General features: G+C 72.8%; 16 protein-coding genes. All 16 read right to left on the bottom strand.

The annotated features are described in order from the left end of the window. Positions 1-58: 58 nt before the first annotated feature. Positions 59-1,075, bottom strand: coding sequence for a methyltransferase (locus tag C1A33_RS05920; RefSeq protein ID WP_101830511.1), 1,017 nt, complete (start codon positions 1,073-1,075; stop codon positions 59-61). Further along, positions 1,072-2,613, bottom strand: coding sequence for an FAD-dependent monooxygenase (locus C1A33_RS05915; protein WP_101830510.1), 1,542 nt, complete (start codon positions 2,611-2,613; stop codon positions 1,072-1,074). The genes C1A33_RS05920 and C1A33_RS05915 overlap by 4 nt, the downstream gene beginning before the upstream one ends. 1 nt (position 2,614) lies before the next feature. Beyond that, positions 2,615-3,553 carry an aromatase/cyclase gene (locus C1A33_RS05910; protein ID WP_101830509.1) on the bottom strand — a complete coding sequence of 313 codons (939 nt, stop codon included), beginning with the start codon at positions 3,551-3,553 and terminating at the stop codon, positions 2,615-2,617. A gap of 24 nt (positions 3,554-3,577) precedes the next feature. After that, on the bottom strand, positions 3,578-4,363 hold the full coding sequence (locus tag C1A33_RS05905) for an SDR family NAD(P)-dependent oxidoreductase (protein ID WP_101830508.1): 786 nt from the start codon (positions 4,361-4,363) through the stop codon (positions 3,578-3,580). Between the two features lie 14 nt (positions 4,364-4,377). Then, positions 4,378-5,739 carry an acetyl-CoA carboxylase biotin carboxylase subunit gene (locus tag C1A33_RS05900; protein ID WP_101830507.1) on the bottom strand — a complete coding sequence of 454 codons (1,362 nt, stop codon included), beginning with the start codon at positions 5,737-5,739 and terminating at the stop codon, positions 4,378-4,380. Then, a complete protein-coding gene (locus tag C1A33_RS05895; RefSeq protein ID WP_207770179.1) occupies positions 5,740-6,258 on the bottom strand; it encodes an acetyl-CoA carboxylase biotin carboxyl carrier protein in 519 nt (172 codons plus the stop codon). It lies immediately after the preceding gene. Positions 6,259-6,293: 35 nt separating this feature from the next. Continuing rightward, positions 6,294-8,015 (bottom strand): acetyl-CoA carboxylase, carboxyltransferase subunit beta, encoded by a 1,722-nt coding sequence (accD, locus tag C1A33_RS05890; RefSeq protein WP_101830505.1) that lies wholly within the window; start codon positions 8,013-8,015, stop codon positions 6,294-6,296. Further along, positions 8,012-8,266 carry a phosphopantetheine-binding protein gene (locus C1A33_RS05885; protein ID WP_243407236.1) on the bottom strand — a complete coding sequence of 85 codons (255 nt, stop codon included), beginning with the start codon at positions 8,264-8,266 and terminating at the stop codon, positions 8,012-8,014. The genes accD and C1A33_RS05885 overlap by 4 nt, the downstream gene beginning before the upstream one ends. Then, on the bottom strand, positions 8,247-9,509 hold the full coding sequence (locus C1A33_RS05880; protein WP_101830503.1) for a ketosynthase chain-length factor: 1,263 nt from the start codon (positions 9,507-9,509) through the stop codon (positions 8,247-8,249). The genes C1A33_RS05885 and C1A33_RS05880 overlap by 20 nt, the downstream gene beginning before the upstream one ends. Continuing rightward, a complete protein-coding gene (locus C1A33_RS05875; protein ID WP_101830502.1) occupies positions 9,506-10,786 on the bottom strand; it encodes a beta-ketoacyl-[acyl-carrier-protein] synthase family protein in 1,281 nt (426 codons plus the stop codon). The genes C1A33_RS05880 and C1A33_RS05875 overlap by 4 nt, the downstream gene beginning before the upstream one ends. Beyond that, positions 10,783-11,109 (bottom strand): TcmI family type II polyketide cyclase, encoded by a 327-nt coding sequence (locus C1A33_RS05870; RefSeq protein ID WP_101830501.1) that lies wholly within the window; start codon positions 11,107-11,109, stop codon positions 10,783-10,785. Before C1A33_RS05870 ends, C1A33_RS05875 begins: the two co-directional genes overlap by 4 nt. A gap of 38 nt (positions 11,110-11,147) precedes the next feature. Beyond that, on the bottom strand, positions 11,148-12,668 hold the full coding sequence (locus C1A33_RS05865) for an FAD-dependent monooxygenase (RefSeq protein WP_101830500.1): 1,521 nt from the start codon (positions 12,666-12,668) through the stop codon (positions 11,148-11,150). Continuing rightward, entirely contained in the window at positions 12,665-13,354 is a 690-nt protein-coding gene (locus tag C1A33_RS05860; protein ID WP_207770178.1) for an antibiotic biosynthesis monooxygenase family protein, read from the bottom strand. The genes C1A33_RS05865 and C1A33_RS05860 overlap by 4 nt, the downstream gene beginning before the upstream one ends. A gap of 158 nt (positions 13,355-13,512) precedes the next feature. After that, entirely contained in the window at positions 13,513-14,232 is a 720-nt protein-coding gene (locus C1A33_RS05855; protein ID WP_101830499.1) for a response regulator transcription factor, read from the bottom strand. Positions 14,233-14,296: 64 nt separating this feature from the next. Further along, positions 14,297-15,022 carry a response regulator transcription factor gene (locus C1A33_RS05850; RefSeq protein ID WP_101830498.1) on the bottom strand — a complete coding sequence of 242 codons (726 nt, stop codon included), beginning with the start codon at positions 15,020-15,022 and terminating at the stop codon, positions 14,297-14,299. A 1,253-nt stretch (positions 15,023-16,275) separates the two neighbouring features. Beyond that, positions 16,276-17,712 (bottom strand): NHL domain-containing protein (locus tag C1A33_RS05840; RefSeq protein WP_480014308.1); only part of this gene is annotated, 1,437 nt, incomplete at its 5' end.

The raw sequence follows: 17,712 nt of genomic DNA, 5'->3' as shown, positions 1-17,712 counted from the left end.
GGCATGAAGCCCCCCGAGACGCCCGACCCCGGCCCCGGCTCGGGCGTCTCGGGGGGCGTCATGCCCGCGCGCCCTCGACGACACTGCAGAAGCCGCCGGGCACGATGCGGGTCAGTTCGAGGCCCGCGCCGCGCAGCAGGTCGCTGAACTCGGCCTCGGTACGCTGCTTGCCGCCGCACAGCACGAGCATGTTGAGGTCCATCAGCTTCACCGTCGGCGACGGTTCCGGTTTGCTCGGCATGAGGACCTCGACGAGCAGGACCCGCGCGGCCGGCGACATCGCGTCGCGGACCCGGGTGAGGATCCGCCCTGACGCGTCGTCGTCCCAGTCATGGATGACGTTCGACAGCAGGTAGGCGTCGGCGCCGGGCGGCACGGCGTCGAAGAAGCTGCCGGCGACGATATCGACCCGGTCGGCGACGCCCGCGGCGCGCAGCGACTCGCCGGCGCCGGCGACCACGTCCGCCTGGTCGTACAGCACACCGTGCAGGTCGGGGTAGGCCCGCAGCGTCTCGGCAAGCAGCGCGCCGTGCCCGCCGCCGACGTCGACGATCCGGCGCAGCCCGGTGAAGTCATAGGCGCGCACCGCGGGAGCGATCATCTGGTTGGAGGCGCTCGTCATCGCGTCGTTGAAGACCGCGGCGGTGTCCGGGTGGCCGGCCATGAAGTCCCAGACGTCGCGGCCGTGGGTCACCTCGAAGGCGGGCTGGCCGGTCCGCACCGAGGTGACCAGGTTCGACCAGGTGTAGCGCTCGGCGGGTTCGCCGACCCAGCGGGCGAAGGCGCGCATGGAGTTCGCGCTGTCCGAGCGCAGCGCGTGGCCCACGTCGGTGAGGATGAACACCTGCCCGTCGAGTTCCTCGAACAGGCCGAACTCGGTGCAGGCGCGCAGCAGGCGGTACAGCGTCGGCGGGTGCGCGTCGACGGCGCTCGCCAGCTCGCCGACGCCGCGGGGGCCGTCCGCGAGGGCGTCGGCGACGCCCAGGGTGGCGGCGGCGCTCACGGCCGCGGACATCCAGCTGGACGTCGCGAGCTGCAGGATGCGGGCGTGCGGGGGGATCCGCTCGGGGGTCATGATGGCGCGAGCTCCTCATCCGGTCGGGGCGAGATCGGGTGGTTGACGTCGGTGGCGGCGGGACCGAACCAGCGGCGCAGCGCGGCGGGCAGGCCGGCCGGGGTGCCGCGGCCGGTACCCCGCCAGGCGACGTGGCCGTCGGGGCGAACCAGGATGTGCTCGGGCCAGGAGACGGCCCGCACGCGCGGGTGCCGCGGCCGGCTCGGGTCGGCCGCGTCGGGAGTGAGCAGAAGGCCCCTGCCGGACCGCAACAGCTCGTCGGTCGACCGTCCGCCGAGGTCCAGCGCGGGCAGCCGGCGGCCGACGAGCGGGTCGGGGTCGTCTCCGTAACGCACGTCCACGCCGCTGGTGAGGCCGGCGAGCTGGGCCCGCGCGGTCGGTTCGGCGAGCAGGTCGGCCAGCACGGCGCGCAGCGGGTCGATCGCGGGGCCGCCGAGCAGCAGGTCCTCCTGCGCGACGACGGCGCGCAGGATCCGGGCGCCGACGGGGTGGCGTTCGTCGTGGTAGGTGTCGAGCAGGCCGGCCGGGGCGTCGCCGCGGGCGGCGGCGCCGAGCTTCCACCCGAGGTTGACCGCGTCCTGCAGGCCGAGGTTGAGGGCCTGCCCGCCGATCGGCAGGTGACGGTGTGCGGCGTCGCCGGCGAGCAGTACCCGGCCGCGGCGGTAGCCGGTCACCTGGCCGTGGGAGTTGTCGAAGGCGTCCACCCACACGGGGGTGCCGTGACGGATGTCCTCCCCGGTCACCGCGAACCAGCGCTGGGCGACCTCGGCGAACGTCGGTGCGGTGGTGCGACGGGTCACGGTCCGCCCGTGCTCGTGCACCATCACCCGGGTGACGCCGTCGCGGGCGTCGGCGACCGCGAAACCGCCTGGGCGCCGTTCGAACCGGCGCTCGGCAATGTCGATCCCGCGCACGTCGGCGCGCAGCAGCTCCCGGGTGGGCGCGCTCGCGGGGAAGTCGAAACCGCCGAGACGGCGTACGGTGCTCTCCTCGCCGTCGCAGCCGACGACGAACCGGGCCCGTAGCCGGACCGGCCCGCTCGGGCCGACCACCGTCGCGACGACGTGGGCCCCGGCGTCAGCGGAGCCGGCCGGCGAGTCCGCGGGGGAGTCGAGGGCGATGAGGTCGTAGGGGCGGCGCGGCTCAACGCCGAGGGCCAGGGCCCGGCGGGCGAGCGCCGCCTCGGTCCGGTACTGCGGCACCTTCCAGTTCCCCGCGTACGGGCTGTCCAGGTGGGACAGCTCGAAACCCAGCCCGCCGAAGTGCGAGCGTGGTTCTGGCCGCGCCTCGGCCAGCAGCTCGTCGACGCCGCGGGCGTGCAGGATCTCGGCGGTGCGGGTGTTGAGCTGCGCGGCGCGCGACTGGGTCATCGGCGCGGGCAGCCGGTCGACCAGGACGACGGCCGCCCCGGCGAGCCGCAGCTCGCCGGCGAGCATGAGCCCCACTGGACCGGCGCCGACGACGAGGACGTCGGCGCGCGGGCCAGCGCCAGGACCGGCGCCGGCTCCAGGGGCAGGGTCGGGTGGGACCGCCGGCATCTCAGCGTCCCTCGGCGTAGGACTTCGCGTGTCGAAGCGTCGCGAGGCTGTTCGTGCCGAGCGCGGTACGCACGTACTGGCGGGCGTCGGCGAGCCCGGCGCTCGGGCCGAGCACCGCACGGATGTTGCTCTCGTTGATGCGGACCGTGTGCCGCGACGTCGCGCGCACACCGCCGCCGGGGAGGTCCTCCAGCAGCCAGCGCCCGGTGTGCAGGGTCATCAGTGCCGGCACCCGCACCTGCTTGTAGACGATCCGCTCGGACGGCTGGCAGACCCGCACCGAGGTGGTGGTGTGTGTCGAGCCGTCGGCGGTGCGGGTGTCCATCTCCAGCAGTTGCAGGCCGGGGGTCTCCTCCACCAGCGAGACCCGGGCGACGTGCGGCAGCCGCTCGCCCCACAGATGCGCGTCGTTGATGAAGTCGTAGACGTCGGCGGCCTTGCCATCGATCTCGAGGGCGTCGTCGAAGGTCAGCAGGAGGTCGGGGGCGCCCTGGTCGAGCTCGGCGGTGTCGCGCAGTGCCGCGAGTTCGGCCCGACTGTTGCGGTCGACGGCGGTGTCGATCCAGGCGAGGTCGGCGGGGTCGTCGGTGGCGGCGTGGTAGTCGTGGGTGAGCCGGACGCGGCTGGTGCCGTCCGGGCGCGGCTCGATGATCCACGCGCCGCCCATCGCGCCCACGGGAGGCTGGGAGACCTCCTGGCGGAAGGTGACGGTGCGGGCCGCCGGGTCGAGTTCGCGGCGCGACGTCCAGGTCTTCGCGGCGCCGTTCGCGGTCGCCCACAGCCGGATGCGCTCGTGGGACTCGCCGCGTTCGAGCTGTTCGGCGTGCACCGTCGGCGCGAACAGCGACGGCCAGTTCTCGACGTCGGCGATGAGCTGGTAGAGGTGGTCGGGCGGCGCGGCGACGGTGATCTCGTGCTCGACGGTGCGGGTCGCGGGCATGGGTTCCCTCCCGAGGGGTGTGGATCAGAAGTTGCCGAGACCGCCGCAGACGTTGATCGCCTGCGCGGCGACCGACGCGGCGTCGTCGGTGACGAGGTAGCCGACCATCGCGGCGACCTCGCGCGGGGTGGAGTAGCGGCCGAGTGGGATCTTGGCGTGGAAGCGCCGCAGGACCTCGTCCTCGGAGGTGTCCCAGGCGGCGGCGTAGCCCGCGCGCACCCGCTGCGCCATCGGCGTCTCCACGTAGCCGGGGCAGACGGCGTTGACGGTGATCCCGGTGCTGGCCAGCTCGTTGCCCAGGGCCTTGGTGAACCCGACGACGCCGTGCTTCGACGCCGAGTACGGCGCGCCGAGCACGACGCCCTGCTTGCCGGCGGTGGAGGCGATGTTGACGATCCGCCCCCAGCCCCGGTCACGCATGCCGCCGACGGACAGCACGTCCCGGGTCATCAGGAAGACGCTGGAGAGGTTGGTGTGCAGCACGTCGAACCACAGGTCGTCGGCGATGTCGGCGGTGACGCCACCGCCGCTGCGACCGGCGTTGTTGACGAGGATGTCGACATTGCCGTAACGGCGGACCGCCGCGACGACGAACGCCCGGATCTGCTCGGGGGAGCGCACGTCGGCCGCGGAGCCGTCGACCTCGTGGCCGTCCGCCCGCAGCCGCTTCACGGTCAGCGCGACCTGGTCGGCGTCCCGGGCGCACAGGTAGACGCGGTGCCCGCGGCCGGCGAGCAGTTCGGTGACGGCGAGTCCGATCCCGCTCGTCGCTCCGCTGACAAGGGCGGTCCTGCTGGTCTGCTCGGACATGCTTGCGCGGCCTCCTAACGCTGGTCCGGCCGGCCGGTCAGCCGGTCGACGATCGTGGTGTCGTGGGTGCCGGTGGCGAAGTGCTCGTCGGCGAGGACGCGGCGCAGGAACGGGATGGTGGTGCGTACGCCCGGCCCGGACACGGTGAACTCGGCGAGTGCGCGGTCCATCCGCGCGAGCGCCTCGGCGCGGGTCGGCGCCCAGGTCAGCAGCTTGGCCAGCAGTGAGTCGTAGCTGGTGGCCATCCGGTAGCCGGGATAGCCGTGGGTGTCGACGCGGACGAAGGGCCCGCCGGCGGGGACGAACCGCTCCAGGCGTCCCGGGGCGGGCAGGAAGGCGCGGTCCGGGTCCTCGACGTTGATGCGGCACTCGATCACCGCGCCCCGTGCGCTGATGTCGTCCTGGGCGAAGTCCAGCCGGCCGCCGGCGGCGATCAGCAGCTGTTGGCGGACCAGATCGATCCCGGTGCGCAGTTCGGTCACCGGATGTTCCACCTGGATGCGGCAGTTGACCTCCATGAAGGAGAACGCGCCGTCCGGCCCGACCAGGAACTCGAAGGTGCCGGCGCCCACGTAGCCGGCGGCCTTCGCCCCGGCCACCGCCGCCTGTGCCATCCGCTCCACCAGGTCGGCGGGCAGTCCCGGGGCGGGGCTCTCCTCGACCAGCTTCTGATGACGCCGCTGTACCGAGCAGTCCCGTTCGCCGAGGTGCACGACGCCGCCGTGGGAGTCACAGAGGATCTGGATCTCCACGTGCCGTGCCGAGGGCAGGTAGCGCTCGACGAACACCCGCGGGTCACCGAACAGCGCCCGGGCGTTCGCGGACGTCTCGGTGTACGCCCGCACGAAGTCCTCGCCGTCGCGCACGACCGTCATGCCCCGGCCGCCACCGCCGGCGGCGGCCTTGATGATGACCGGGTATCCGATGGCCTCGGCCACGCCATGGGCCTGGTCGGCGCGGCGCAGGGGCTCGAGGCTGCCCGGCAGCAGCGGCATGCCCGCGCCCGCCATCAGCGCCCGCGCGGCCGTCTTGTCCCCCAGCGCCGCGATCACCTCCGGCGGCGGCCCGATGAAGACCAGGTCGTTGTCGCGGCAGACCTCGGCGAAGTCGGGATCCTCGGACAGGAAGCCGTAGCCGGGGTGCACAGCGTCCGCGCCGGTCTTGCGCGCGGCCTCGATCAGCGCCGGGATGTGCAGATAGCTGCGCCTGGCCGGGGCCGGGCCGATGTGCACCGCCTCGTCGGCCAGGGCCACCGCGGCGGATTCGCGATCCTCGGTCGAGTACACCGCGACGGTGCGGACGCCGAGTTCGCGGCAGGCCCGCAGCACTCGCACCGCGATCTCACCCCGGTTCGCGACGAGCACCTTGCGCACCACTCACGCCTCCCCATCGGCGAGGGCGAGCAGGCGCTCGCCGTACTCGACGGCCTCGCCGTCGACCCGTAGCACCGCGGTGACCCGGCCCGCCTGGTCCGCCTCGATCGGGATCATGAGCTTCATCGCCTCGATGATCCCGATCTGCTGCCCGGCGGACACCACGTCGCCCACCTGGACGAACGGCGGCGAACCGGGTGCGGGCGCGGTGTAGAAGGTCCCCACGGTCGGCGCGGTGACGTACCTGGCGTCGTCCGCCGCGGGCGTGCCGGCGGTCCGTCCGCCGTCGGGCGTGGGGTTCTCGGCCTGGGACAGGGCCGCCGGGGCAGGGCTTTCGAGGCCGAGTGCGGCCGATGCGGTGCCGGCGAGGACCGCGGTGGGGGCGACCGCCGCGGCGGGCTCGGGCCATTCGATCTCGACGGCGGTGTCCCCGACCCGTACCCGCAGCGTGCGCGGCGTGCGGCCCAGCTCGCCGAGCAACTCGACCGCCTGCTGGCGCACCTGTTCCAGCGGCGTTCGCACCTGCGGCTCGTCGGTGGGAGTGGGAGGCGGCGCCGTCACGACACACGCGCCGTCAGCTCGGCGCCGTACGCGCGGAACCGCTCGCGCCGGGCGCGCAGGAGTTCGGTGCCGTCCCGCGCGGACAGCCGAGTGAGCTCGGCGGTGAGCACGGCCCGTACCCGCCGGGCGGCCTCGGCGTGGTCGGCGCGGCTGCCGCCGGCCGGCTCCCGTAGCACGCCGTCGACCACGCCGAGGCGGAGCAGGTTGCGGGCGTCCAGCCGCAGCGCGGACGCGGCGGCGGGGGCCTTCGACGGGTCGTTCCACAGGATGGCGGCGCAACCCTCCGGCGTGATGACCGAGTACACCCCGCGCTCGACGATGAGCACCTGGTCGGCGACGGCCAGGGCGAGCGCGCCGCCGCTCCCGCCCTCGCCGATGATGAGGGTCAGCACCGGCACCGGCAGGCTCGCCATCAGCCAGATGCTCCGCGCGATCGCGAGGGCCTGCCCGTCCTCCTCGGCGGTGCGCCCCGGGTAGGCCCCGGGGGTGTCGACGAAGGTGACCACCGGCAGCCCGAGCTTGGCGGCCAGGCGCATCAGCCGGGCCGCCTTGCGGTAACCCGCCGGGCTAGCCATGCCATAGCTGCGCGCCGTGAGTTCCGCGACGGTACTGCCCTTCTGGTGCCCGAGCACCACGACACCGCGACCGTCGATCCGACCGAGGCCGCCGACGAGCGCGGCGCAGTCGGCGCCGAGACGGTCACCGCGCAGCTCCTCGAAGTCGTCGAAGGCGCGGTGGACGTAGTCCAGGGTCGTCGGCCGGTCGAGTTCCCGCGCCTGCTGGACCGCCCGCCACGGGTCGACCTGCGCCAACCCCTCGGGATCGCGGACCACCAGATCATCCGGTTGGTGCGACGGCGGGTCATCCGGCCGCGCCCGGGGCACCGGCACCGATCTCGCGGGTGGGTGGGTGCGGACGGCGGCCACCAGACGGCCGAGGGTGGCACGCAGCTGGGCGCGGGGGCGCACCGCGTCGATGAGTCCGTGCTCGAGCAGGAACTCGGCGGTCTGGAAGTCGTCCGGCAGGGACTCGCGGATGGTCTGCTGGATGACCCGGCGGCCCGCGAAGCCGAGCCGGGCCCCGGGCTCGGCGATGATCACATCGCAGAGCGTCGCGAACGACGCGGCCACCCCGCCGTAGGTCGGGTCCGTGACCAGGGAGAGAGTGAGGATGCCGGCCTCGTCGAGGCGGGCCAGCGCCGCGCTCGTCTTCGCCATCTGCATCAGCGCGAGCGGGCCCTCCTGCATCCGGGCGCCACCGGACGCGGAGACGATCAACAGCGGTACCCGGCGGCGTAGGGCCAGCTCGGCCGCCTGGGTGATGAGCTCGCCGCTGGCCGTGCCGAGACTGCCGCCGAGGAACCGGAAGTCCATCGCCGCGGTGACGACCTCGTGCCCGTCGATCCGGCCGCTGGCGACCAGCACGCCCTCGGCGAGGCCGGTGCGCCGGCGGGCCTGCTCCAGCCGCGCCGGGTAGGGCTGGGTATCGGTGAAGCCGAGCACGTCGCGGCTGCTCGCGGGCAGGTCGTGCAGGTCCACGGTGCCCGGGTCGTAGAGCTGCTCGAGGCGCTGCGCCGCCGTCAGCCGGTGGTGATGGCCACAGTCCGGGCATACCCCGAGGGCACGGGCGAGCCGCCGACCGTAGAGCATCGTGCGGCAGCCCGGGCACACCGTCCAGTCCGCGGCGGCGGCCTCCGGGTGCGCCACGACGCCCGTCATGCCGGCTCCCCCTCCGTTGCGTTGGCGAGGTCGAGCAGGTCACGCGGGGTGCTCGCCGCGACCGCGGCGTCGTCGTCCAGGTCGATCCGGTATTCGCGGGCCAGGCGCGAGGCGGTCTCCAGCAGCGCGAGGGAGTCGTAGCCGAGCTGCTCGAACGTGACGTCGAGAATGTCGCCGTCGAGATCGACGCCCTCCCCGGCGCCGGAGCCCTCGATCAGGACACGTTTGAGATCATCCAGAGTCAGTCGCATCATGTACCTCCTCGTTCGCGTGTCGAGACGTCCCGGGGGCGGCGCGCACCACCAGCGCCGAGTTGAAGCCGCCGTGGCCGCGGGCGAGCACGAGCGCGCGGCTCACCGTCATCGGCCGTGCGCGGCTGGTGACGAGATCCAGCCGGTGGCGCGCGGCCCGTTCGACGTTGACGGTCGGCGGCACCACGCCGTCCCGGATGGCCAGCAGCGCGGCGACCACGTCGAGGGCGCCGCCGCCCGCGTACAGCCGGCCGGTCATCGTCTTCGGCGCGGTCACGGGGACCGCGCCCGGTCCGAACACGGCCGTGATCGCGTCGGACTCGACCTGGTCGAGCTCGGGAACCGCGGCCGCGTCGGCGAAGACGATGTCGATCTCGGCGGGTTCGACGCCGGCCGCGTCGAGCGCCCCCTCGATGGCGCGGCGCAGCCCGGGTGGGCGTCCGCTGCCGGGCAACGGGTCGAAGGTCGCCGCGTAGCCGGCGAGCTCGCCGTATACGCGCGGCGCGCCGCGCTCGGCGGCGGCGCCCGCGTCCTCCAGGACGAGGATGGCGCCGCCCTCACCGGGGACGTGGCCGGCGGCGGCGTCGTCGAACGGCTGGAACGCGCGGTCGGGGTCGGCACTGGTGCTCAGCCGGCCGCCGGCGAGCTGCGCCACCCAGCCCCACGGGCACAGGGAGCCGTCCACCCCGCCGGACACGATCAGCCGGCTGCCCCGGACGAGCTGGCGATGCGCCTGGGCGAGCGCGTCGAGCCCACCGGCCTGGTCGGTCACGACCACGCCGCTGGGGCCCTTCATCTGGTGGCGGATGGAGATCTGACCGGTGTTCACCGCGTAGAACCAGGCGAACGCCTGGTAAGCGCTGACGTACTCGCTGCCCTGGCTCCAGAGGTTGCGCAGTTCCCGCTGGCCGAACTCGAACCCGCCGGCGGAACTGGCGGTGATCACTCCCATGTCGTAGGGGTCGTAGGTGTCCGGGCCGACACCCGCGTCGGCGAGCGCCCAGTCGGCGGCCACCAGCGCGAGCCGGGTCATGTGGTCGGTCTGCGGCAGCAGCCGGCTCGGCAGGTACGCGGCGGCGTCAAAGCCCGGCACCTCCCCGGCCAGGCGGGCCGGGTAGTCGCGGGCGTCGAAGCGGCGCACAGGGCTGAGCGCGCCGCGGCCGGCGAGAGTGGCCGCCCAGAAGTCGTCGGCCCCGAGGCCGTTCGGGGCGACCACCCCGATCCCGGTCACGAGCGTGGTCACGACGGCTCACCGCGCAGCACCATGGCGCTCTGGAAGCCGCCGAAGCCGCTGCCGACGCTCAGCACCGTGCGGGTCGGCCACTCCCGCGCGCTCAGCGGCACGTAGTCCAGGTCGCACTGCGGATCAGGGGAGTGCAGGTTCGCCGTGGGCGGCACCACGTCGTTCTGGATCGCGAGCACCGACGCGGCGATCTCCAGCGAGCCGATCGCCCCCAGGGAATGACCGATCATCGACTTGATCGAGCTCACCGGGACGCGGTACGCGTGGTCGCCGAGAGCACGCTTGAACGCCGCGGTCTCGTGCCGGTCGTTCTGCTTGGTGCCCGAACCGTGCGCGTTGATGTAGTCGACCGCCGTGGGGCGCAGGCGTGCCTCGCGCAGCGCGAGGCCGATCGCCTCGGCCATCTCCGCGCCATCCGGGCGCAGACCGGTCATGTGGAAGGCGTTGCAGCGCGAGGCGAAGCCGACGATCTCGGCGTAGATCCGCGCGCCGCGCCGTCGCGCCCGCTCCAGGGGCTCCAGGACGAACACCGCGGCGCCCTCGCCGAGGACGAAGCCGTTGCGGGTGGCGTCGAACGGACGGGAGGCGTGCGCCGGGTCGTCGTTGCGGTTCGTCGTTGCCTTGATCGCGTCGAAGCAGGCCAGAGTGATCGGGGAGATCGGCGCGTCGGCGGCGCCGGCGATCATCACCTCCGCCGAACCCTCCCGGATGAGCCCGCAGGCGTGGCCGACGGCGTCCAGGCCGGAGGTGCACCCCGTGGAGACCACCGCGACGGGACCCTCCGCGCCGTGGTCCCAGGCGACCTCCGCCGCGAACGAGCTGGGCACCAGGTAGTCGTAGAGGTGCGGGGTGGCGTAGCGATGATCGACCTGGTGCAGCCGGCCGTCGTCGCTGACGACCCGGTACTCCCGCTCCAGGCCGGTGGTGGCGCCGACCGCGGTGCCGATCGTCACGCCGAGACGGGACGGGTCGAGCTCGTCGAAGCTGAGCTCGCTGTCGGCCACCGCCTCCCGGGCGGCGACCACGGCGAGCTGCGCCGCCCGGTCCATCCGGCGGACCTCCCGCGCGGTCAGCCCGGCGAGGAGCGGATCGAAGTCGATCTCGGCGGCGACCTGGGAGCGAAACGGCGACGGATCGAAGAAGCTGATCGTGCGCGTGGCCGTCCGCCCCTCGCACAGCAGGCTCCAGAACTCCTTGGTCCCCTGCCCGCCGGGACTCAGCACGCCCACTCCAGTGATCACCACCCGTCGCCGCTCGACGGGTGCTGGGCGGCTCACCGGGCGGCCCAGTGGTAGAAGCGGGTCGCCATCGCGTCCTTCGGGGAACGCCAGGTCGCCGGGTCGTAGGCATCGATGAACGGGGTGAGGTCGGCGCTGATCCGCACGAACGCGGGACGCTCGCGCGCCTGCTGGATCGATGTCTCCCCCGCCTCGCCGTCGAAGTCCTGCAGGTGGAAGTACAGGCCGCGGTAGTGGAAGAGCTCTCGGCGCCGGGTGCCCATCAGCCCCGGCATCTCGGTGTCGTCGAATCGCGCGAACAGGTCCGCGACCTCGCCGCTCGAGGTCGGGTTCATCCGCGCCACGATCAGCGTGCTGTACATGGCTGGCCTCCGTTCCTGGCCGTGGGGGCGGGACGCCGTCATCCGGCGAGGGCGGCGTGGCGTCGGGCCGGACCGTGCTGGGCGCCACCGCGCGGCGGCCCGAACCAGCGCCGGAGCGCCTCGACCAGACCGCGACCGCGCTCGCCGTGCGCCGGGCCGCCGTCCGCCGTGCCTCGCGTCCAGGCGACGTAGCCGTCCGGGCGTAGCAGGATCGCCGTGGTGTCCGCCGGCCAGCCGGCGCCCGGTGTCCCGGTGACGACGTCGACTCGGTCGGCCCAGCCGGTGGGCATGGTGGTGCCGGCGGGATCGAGCAACACACCGCGGGCGGGCCGTAGCGCCGCCGCGACCGTGGTCGAGCCCACCGCGACGTCCGGCATCCGCGCGCCGAGCAGCGGATGGTCATCGGAACCGACGTCGTAGCGGACGTCGAAACCGCTGACCATCCCGGACAGCCGACGGCCTACTTCGGGCAGCTCCATCAGCTCGCCGAAGACTGCCCGCAGCGGCTCGATCTCCGCGCCGCTGAGATAGAGCAGGCCCTGCGCCCGGGTGTTGCGCAGCACCCGCTCGGCGACGGGGCGACGCTCGCTGTGGTAGCTGTCGAGCAGGCCCGCCGGCGCCCGACCTGCGACGGCGGCGGCGAGTTTCCACCCGAGGTTCGCCGCGTCCTGCACGCCAAGGCTCAGGCCCTGCCCGCCGGCGGGCAGGTGGACGTGGGCCGCGTCGCCGGCGATCAGTACCCGGCCACGCCGGTACTCGGTGACGAGCCTGGTCGCATCGGTGAACGCGCTGACCCAGCTCGCCCGCGCGCCGTGCAGACTCTCCCCGGTCAGGCGCGCCCAGGCGTCGGCGACCTCGGCGAACTCCGGTTCACGCCGGCCCGGCCGGTGCGCGGTGCCCTGTTCGCAGACGATGATGCGGTCGACGCCGTCGGTCAGCGGCGCGGACATCACCATGCCACCGGCGACCCGCTCACCGATGAACCGGGGCCGGATCGACGCACCGACGACGTCGGCCAGGTACATCTCCCTGGTCGCGTCAGTGCCGGGGAAGTCGAAGCCGGCGAGGGCGCGAACCGTGCTGCGCCCGCCGTCGCAGGCCACCAGGTAGGAGCCGGTGAGCTCGACGCGCTGCTCGCCGTGGCCGCCCGGCGCGGTCAGCCCGACCCGCACGCCATCGGGTTGCTCGGCGAGGTCGACAAGCTCGTGACCGCGCAGGATCTGTGCGCCGAGCCCGCGGGCCCAGTCCTCGAGCACCCGTTCGGTGCGGTCCTGCGGGACACCGCGCACGCCGAAGTACGCCCCGGGCAGCACGCCGAAATCCATCGGGATGCCGCCGAAATGACCCTGCCGGTTGGTCTCGACCGGACCGAAGGCGTCGAGCAGCCCGCGCTGGGCGAACACCTCGGCGGTACGTGCGGTGAAGCCCAGGCCACGGGATTCGCCGCTGGGCCGTTCGCGGCGCTCGATCACCACCACCTCCGCGCCGCCGAGGCGCAGCTCGCCGGCGAGCATGAGCCCGACGGGACCCGCGCCGGCGATGAGCACCGGGCCGGTCATGACGGCGCGCTGACGTCCGCGGACCGGGTGTGCACCACCCGGTAGGTGTTCGCGTCCCGTGAGGTCAGCAGGGACCGTGCGCGTTCCCGTATCGCCCGCACGTCCGCGGGGCGCTCCTGTTCAGGCAGCTGGTGGAAGGCGTCGTAACGCTCCTTGCTCTCCCACTGGGCGATGTTCACGACGAAGGTTCCGTCGAGGCCGCGCAGAATGCTGTTGGACCGGTAGCCCGGCACGGTGGTGACCCACTCGTCGTCCTGCCCGAACAGCTCGACGAGTTCCTGCTGGTTGTCCGGTTCCACTCCCATCACCACGATCACGCTGTAGTCGTCGACCTGGGGAGAGATCTCGATCCGTTCCCGGGACGGGTGGAGCCGGCTGAACACCACCTCTGTCTTCAGCAGCCTGATGGACGTCGAGATCTCGTTGAACAGTGGAATGGTCTCGTGCCGGAACTTCTCTCCCTCGTAGCGCCGTTCGAGGTCTGCCGCGCTGCGCCACTGGATGTAGTTGGCGGTGCCGGGCTCGTCCTCGCCGCCGAACAGGGTGGACGATATCCAGCCGTCGTAGTCGGCCGAGTCAATGATGTCCCGCATGACCTCCAATAGTCGCCGCTGACCGTCCGGACTGTCCGTACCGAAAAGATTCAGGACCGTGAGATAGCCGTCGCCGGCCGAGATGAACGCCACGATTCCTCCAGGGAAATCGGGAGACGCCGCAGGCCGTGATGAAGGCCGCGGGCAAAGGGATGCGGATCAGGTCGTCCGCCGCACGTTCCGCGCACCTTCATTGTTGCGCTACTTCACCGGAGAGGTCAACAAAGCAATAGGACAAGCTTTCCGTAAACCTACGTCAGAGAAATTCCAAGCGACTGGCCGGGAACATCTGTGGCGGCGAGGTCGCCGTCCCGGTAGCCGATGCGAAAGCCAATCCCTCGCACCGTCCGGATGACGGACGCGTCTCCCACCTTGGTTCGTACGCTGCTCACATGGGTGTCGAGGGTCCGGCTGGACTGCGCCGACTCGTCGCCCCACACCGCGGCCATGATGTGGCGGCGGCTGAACAGCATCTCCGGCTGGGCTGCCAGCAGGGCCAGCAGGTCGAACTCCTTGCGGGTCAGCCGGACCGGGCGGCCGTGGACGTAGAGCTCCCGGGCCTGGGTGTGAATGTGCACGGGGCCGGCGGAGATCGGTGGGACGACCGGCGCACGGCCCTGGGTGCGGCGCAGGATCGCCTGAGCGCGGGCTACCAGTTCGCGCAGGCTACAGGGGCGGAGCAGGTAGGCGTCGAGCCCGGACCGGAAGGCGACGACGTTGTCGATGCCGGCGTGCGGAGCCGCCGTGCCGATCACGGGGACGGCGCTGGCCCGCCGGATGCGTCGACAGACCTCCAGGCCGTCGAGGTCTGGCAGGTCGAGGGCGAGCACCAGCAGGTCGGCGCTGCGGGCCAGGTGTGCCGCCGCCGTCCCGCTTGACGCCGCGACGATCTCGAACCCCTGCCGGGAAAAGGACTCCTGGACCCGGCTCGCCTCCGCCGGATCTCGCTCCGCCACGAGTATCCGAGTCACGTCTGCCTCCGATCAGTTCATGCACGCTCAAACGCGCGTGCAGTCGCACGGCAAGAAGAGGCGTTCAGTCATCGCCGCCGATACGGAAACCGATTCCGTGCACGGTGACTATCCACGCCCGCGAGTCGAGCTTCGCCCGTAGGGTCGCCACATGGGTGTCGAGGGTGCGACTCGACAACGACGTCTCGTCCTGCCACACGCTCGCCATAATCCGTTCCCGGGAGAAGACCGTGCCCGGTTCGGTTGCCAGCAGGACGAGCAGCCCGAACTCCTTGCGAGTGAGGGTGATCTGGCGGGTCCCCACGGTGACCTCGCGGGTCCGCAGATTGATGACCAGGCGGCCGTGTGTGATGAGGTCGCGCGTTCCGGGTGGCTGCCGTGGAATCGTGTCGTGCTCCAGCGGGATGGGCCGGGCCCGCCGCAGGACGGCGTCGATGCGCGCGGCCACTTCCAGACCGAGGAACGGCGCCGGGACGTAGTCGTCGAATCCCGCCTGCAGGGCCAGCACGCAGTCGAGTTCCGAGTCCCGCGGCTCCGCGTCGGGCTGCCCCGATCCCGTCGACGACAGTGCGATGAGGGGCACCTGACAGTAGCTGCGCAGCCGCCGACAGACCTCGAGCGCGTCGAGGTCCGGCAGGTCCAGGCCGAGCAGCACGCAGTCAACCTTGGTCGGCCAGGCGAGAACGCCCGCCCCCGTGCTCTCCAGGCCGACGGTGAAACCGTGGCGGCGTAGCTGCGCGGCGAGGTCGCGCGCCGCGTCCTCGTCTCCCTCCGCCAGCAGCAGACGCATGATTCACTCCCCGTGGTCGGGACAGGCCCGCGGGTAGCGGGCACACGAAAGACCGGCCCGCGGTCGTGGGCCAGCTCCAACATTCCTGGGCACCCGCACAAGCGCCCGCGGCGAATGGGGGTTGGGGCGCCGGAAGGCCTGGTAGGGGCGCGGCACCCACTTCACTGCGAATCATCGATCGACGGCATTACTGGCCACTGGCTGAATGATCGCCGTCCTGCCTTCTTGCGTGGCGGATGGTCCCGCCGGAAGGCGATCATTTCTCACTTTAACAGTCGATATTGAGAGGGTCAACTCCAGTGCACACCGGCCGGAAACATCGCCGCAGCGTTCTGTCGCTGATCGATCTAAATGTGAGATCGGCCGCAGTCCCTGGACGTTGTACTGCTATTACGGCGGCCGACGGACCTTTAGTTGCCCAAAAGGGCGGCAGGCAATCTGAAGCCCCGGAGTGGGGGCCGCCCACCACGCTCAGCCGCTGCGCGCCGGAAGACACTCATCCGCGAGGCTGATGACGCGGGGATGGTAGGTCTGGGCCGCCCGGCCGAACCTGATGCCGTGCCCGGCGGCCGGTGCCCGCTCTACCTCGGCGCGTGGCGCGGCCGCGAACCGGCCGCACCGTCATGGGGCCAGTGGCGTTCATGCTCCGGGATTGTGGGCCGGACCGGCCCGGGGACGCCCGGGAACCGATGTGGCCACGTCTGGACCTCGGCGACGTCCCAGGTGGCGGAGGAGGACCTGCGCGCGGATCGGGCACAGCCTCGGTCGGGCAACCGCGGGCACCACGGACTCCCGGGCCGCGCCGGGCTCCATCAGGGAAAGACCAGGCGCCGCCGGAGTATCGGGGTAACCCGCTCGCAGGTCAGGCCCGTGCAGCGCCACAATGACCGCCCCCGGCAGACCGACCGTGGGCTCACGCAGCAGCGCCGACGGCGAACGCTCTGTAGGCCCCGGAACGACCTCGCGTGCGGTACCGGCGTCTCCGGTCATACCTTGAGATTGCTGCCGTGGATCGAAACGGTCAAGCAGGAGACATTCAGAAAAATGGAAACTCTCTGTCAGATTCCCTGTCTTTGACGGTCGGCCGAACCAGCGCCAGACCGGCGTGGGAGGCTGCCGCGCCGCGAAATGCGAGATGAAAGCGCGACGGTGAGGATCCTGACGAGGCGGTTGTGGCGTCTGGAGGTATCGGGGCGTGCGACGATCATCCCGTCCACGATCTCGAGGCCCGCGCACCCGGCCACGGGGAGTTGTCAGGATCTCGAGTGGGCGAGCAGGTGGCCGACTCCGTGGGGGTCGATCCGCAGGACGCGGGGGGAGTCGCCGATGTACAGGTCCCCGGCGCGACCGACGGCGACCTGTTCCGGGTTCCAGAGCGAGACATGCGTCGGCACCCCGTCCCACGCGGTGGGGTCCTGGGTGCTCGAGCCGGCGAAGGTGGTGATGATCCCGTCCACACCGACCCGGCGGATGCGCCGGTTGTAGGTGTCGGCGATGTACAGCGTGCCGGCCGCGTCCACCGCGACTCCGCGCGGACCGTTCAGCTGCGCCGCCGTGGCCGGCCCGCCGTCGCCGGACAGGCCTTTCGTGCCGTTGCCGGCGACGGTGGTGACGATGCCGCGCGGGTCGATCCGGCGAATCCGGTTGTCCTGCCAGTCGGCGATGTAGATGGTGCCGGCGTGGTCGACGGCCACGGCGGACGCCGAGCGTACCGCCCCGCCGCTGGCCGGCCCGCCGTCGCCGAGCGGGCGGGGACGGGTGTCCGACGTCGTGTCGATGAGCGTGGTGAGCATCCCGGTCCGGTCGATCCGGCGGACCCCGAGGGAGCTCAGGTACAGGTTGCCCGCCGCGTCGACGTCGAGCCCGCCGGCGGTGAGACTCGCCCGCAGCGCCGGACCACCGTCGCCGCCGCTGCCGACCGCCGTCCCGCCGCCGGCGATCGTGGAGATGATCCCGCGTGGGTCGACGCGGCGAACGCGGTTGCTGCCGTCGAAGATGTAACATGCCCCGGCCGCATCGACGGCCAGACCCTGGGGACGCTGCAGTGTCGCGCGTAGCGCCGGGCCACCGTCGCCGGCCGAGCCGCTCTCCGCGCCGCCGGCGATGGTGCGCAGGTAACCGCGCGGGTCGACGGCGATGATCCGCGGGTTGTCCCGGTCGGCCAGGTAGACGGTGCCGTCGCCGGCCACCGCCAGAGCGGCGAACGGGCCGGTGGTCGCGATGCCGTCCGGTCCGGGCGCGGTGAGGTCGGCGGCGTCCGCCGCGCTGGTCACCGGGGGTCGCGGCGACGGCTGCGTCCCGCCGTCGTCGAGCCCACCCAGACAGGCCAGTATCCCGGCGACGACGGCGGCCATCGTGCCCGCCAGTGCCGCCGCGCGCCGCCGTGACCGCCGCCGGCGACGCTCGCCGTCCGGCGCCGAGGTCGGCGCGTCGAGCTCCGCCGGGCGGACCGCCGGGTCGCCGGGCGCATACCCGCCGGGCCGGAAGGCCCCCGGCGCAGGCGGGGGGGCAGGCGCTCGCGCACCCGCGCCGCTGGCGGGGACATGCCTGGGCGCTGGGACGGGCGAGGCTCCCGGGGTGGGTTGCGGGAGGTGCGCGGGCCGCGGGACCTCGGAGCGCCGCACGGCCGGTGGGGCGTCCACGGCCTGTGCGGCGTCCACGGGGGCCGGGGCGTCCACAGGGTGCTGCGA

The sequence above is a fragment of the Frankia canadensis genome, assembly GCF_900197875.1.
Lineage (GTDB): Bacteria > Actinomycetota > Actinomycetes > Frankiales > Frankiaceae > Frankia > Frankia canadensis.
Note: the sequence above shows the minus strand (reverse complement) of the source record. Positions and strands in the feature narration are given on the sequence as shown.